Consider the following 2,671-nt stretch of genomic DNA (forward strand, 5'->3'; position numbering starts at 1 on the left):
CGGTTTGCCTGGTGTGTTTGCCAGTGTCGCGCAGCCGCACGGTATGGCGGCCGCTGGTAGCGCGTTGGACGGCGTCGAGCGCCAGGCGCTGGTTTTCCTGGTCGCCTTTGATCTGGCCAGCTTCGAGCTTGGCTTTGCACTGGGGACCGAGCACCCGCGGCTGGGCTGGTCGGAACGTGCCCGTGCGGACCAGGTCGACCCGAAGCAGCCTGGCCCCGATGGCTTTGCAGATGCCGCGCCGCTGGTGCGCACGGGCATGCTGGCGCCGGCGCTGCGGTCCCGCGTGGTGGCCACGTTCACTGGTGGCTTCAAGCGCGAGCACGCCGCATTCCGCTACGGCGCGCTGGCCGGAGTCAACCACGGCAGCCATTACGGGTTCGTCGAGCAGGGCGTGGTCTTCAGCCGGCTGCAACCGGGGCTCTCGACGCTGCTGGTGACGACGGACGGGGCGGTCGAGATGAAGACCTGGGCGGCGGGAGATGAACAGCGACTGGCCCAGGTGCGCCATGCGCGGCAGAACGGCACCGCGCTGGTCGATCGCCCAGCCGGCGGGGCGCCGCGCGTCGGTGGCCTGGTGAATCGCTGGGGCGAGGGCAACTGGTCTGGCTCGAACGACGAGCAGCTGCGCAGCCTGCGTGCCGGCGCCTGCGTCGTCGAACGGGGGGAGCGCCGATGGCTGGTCTACGGCTACTTCTCCAGCGCCACGCCAGCAGCAATGGCGCGGGTCTTCCTGGCCTACGGCTGCCGCTACGCGATGCACCTGGACATGAATGCGCTTGAACACACGTACCTGGCGCTCTACCCCTCGCTGTCGGGCCGGCGCAGGATCGAGCATCTGGCGCCTGGCATGTCGGTGTTGGACCAGCAAAGCGCAGAGGCGGTGTTGCCGCGTTTCCTGGCTTTTCCGGACGACCGCGACTTCTTCTACCTGCTGAGCCGCGAGGCCCCCAAATGAACAAGCACCGGCGAATCTGGCTGGCCCTGGCGTGCAGCGCGCTTGCGGCCTCGGCGCTGTCATCGCCTGCCTTGCAGGCGCAGAACGAACTCCTGCTGCAGCGCCTTCAGCAGGTGCACAAGCTCGACGACGCGCAGGTGGGCAGGCTGAGGGAGATCCTGCGCCGCTCCGGCTTTGCAGGCCAGGGCAATCCGGCGATCTCCCGGCATCCGCAGACGCCCGAGCAGTGCCGTGCCACGCGCGCTGCCGTGCCCGAGCAGGACGACCTTCCCGCGTTCGAGCGCATCTGCGGCGGGCCGGACATGGCGCCGCTGTACAACCCGGCGCGCGAGCGGCCCGACCAGGCGCATGCCTGCATCGACCAGTACGAGTTTCCCGACATTCCGTGCGAGTATCCGGCGGTGTGGGTGAAGGCGCGCGAGGCCGCGCAGATCTGCGAGGCCATTGGCAAGCGCCTGTGCGACGCACACGAATGGGAGGGCGCCTGCGAAGGCGCTTTGCAGCCACCGGACTACCGGTTCGACCTGGCACGCGGCGTGGACGAACACACCGCAGTGGCCCGCATGCGCGATGCCCACAACCGGGCCGATGGCGCCGACAAGCACTGGAGCTATGGGCCGCAGTACCAGCGCGGCGTGTGCGCCACCGGAAGCCAGAAGACGCCTGGCTGCGAAGGTGGCGGCTGGAATGCCTGCGGCTCGAACACCTACCCGGCGGGGTCCTTTCCTGGCTGCCGCAGTGCGCTGGGTGTCTACGACCTCAACGGCAATGCCGCCGAGCACATGAATCTGCCGCTGACCGAGGCGCAGATGGCCAGCACCGGCAGCCTGACGCTGGGGGTCACGGAAATGAAGGGCAGCTGGTTTGTCTTCGATGCCTACCGCGCGCACGAGGACTGGTGCCGCTGGCGTGCGCCGTTTTGGCACGGCAGCCATGTGCTGGACCTGCACAGCCATGCCAACTACCACCTGGGCTTTCGCTGCTGCAAGACCTTGCCGGCGCGCTGAGCCGCCCACGGGCGCAAGCGCCGAAGCTGGGCGGCTCGGGAGGCGCGGTGCACTGCGAGCCGGTCAGCGCGCAGCGGCAGCAGCGAGCAGCCCGGCCGCGTTGGGCAACGGGCCCTCGTCGCTCAGCGCCGCCGCCAGCTGGCTGTCCGCCAGCACGTCGAAGATGGACATGGCGCGGCCATCGACAAAGACGGTCTGGCTGACCAGCCGCACACCGTGGCTGTAGTCGGCATACCGTGCGCCGTGCACGGTCGACAGGGGCTGGATGGGCTGGCCATCCGGGCGGCGCCAGCCGTAGATCGCCACCCGCTCGGGCTGGGCCCACAGTCGGGCGCTCAGCACCAGGTCCTTTTTGTGGCCTGCCGTCAGCACATCCGGTGCAAAGCCCAGCGCGTTGCGCTGCTGCTCGACCAGGGCGTCGTGCTGGCGGGTGTAGGCCAGTGATCGCATGCGGTCCCCGGCGGGGAGCGGCTGGGGCACGAGGTGCACGGCGGCCTGGCGATAGATGAGGTCCACCATGCGCGTGGTCGGCAAGGTGAAGCCGAAGCGGGTGGCGACCGCGAGCGCGCTATCCAGGCTCAGCGGCACCCGCAGATGATCATCGTCCGAGCCCACGCTGAGGTAGTCGGACAGCACGCACAGGGTCAGCTTCAACGTGCGGCCACCGGGCAGCCGCGCATCCAGCGTCGCCGGCAAGGCATGCCGCAGG

Annotated in this window: 3 protein-coding genes; 2 read left to right on the forward strand and 1 reads right to left on the reverse strand. The window is 69.4% G+C overall.

Annotated elements, in window-relative coordinates:
• Positions 1-955: hypothetical protein (locus FKP22_RS26610; RefSeq protein WP_211361601.1), on the forward strand; the 955-nt coding region annotated here is incomplete at its 5' end.
• Positions 952-1,962, forward strand: a complete 1,011-nt coding sequence (locus FKP22_RS26615; protein WP_141290941.1) for an SUMF1/EgtB/PvdO family nonheme iron enzyme — start codon at positions 952-954, stop codon at positions 1,960-1,962. The genes FKP22_RS26610 and FKP22_RS26615, both read left to right, overlap by 4 nt.
• Positions 1,963-2,025: 63 nt before the next feature.
• Here FKP22_RS26615 and FKP22_RS32825 read toward each other — a convergent pair.
• Positions 2,026-2,671: hypothetical protein (locus FKP22_RS32825; RefSeq protein WP_211361602.1), on the reverse strand; the 646-nt coding region annotated here is incomplete at its 5' end.

The organism is Ideonella azotifigens (assembly GCF_006519715.1).
Classification (GTDB): Bacteria; Pseudomonadota; Gammaproteobacteria; order Burkholderiales; family Burkholderiaceae_C; genus Ideonella; species Ideonella azotifigens.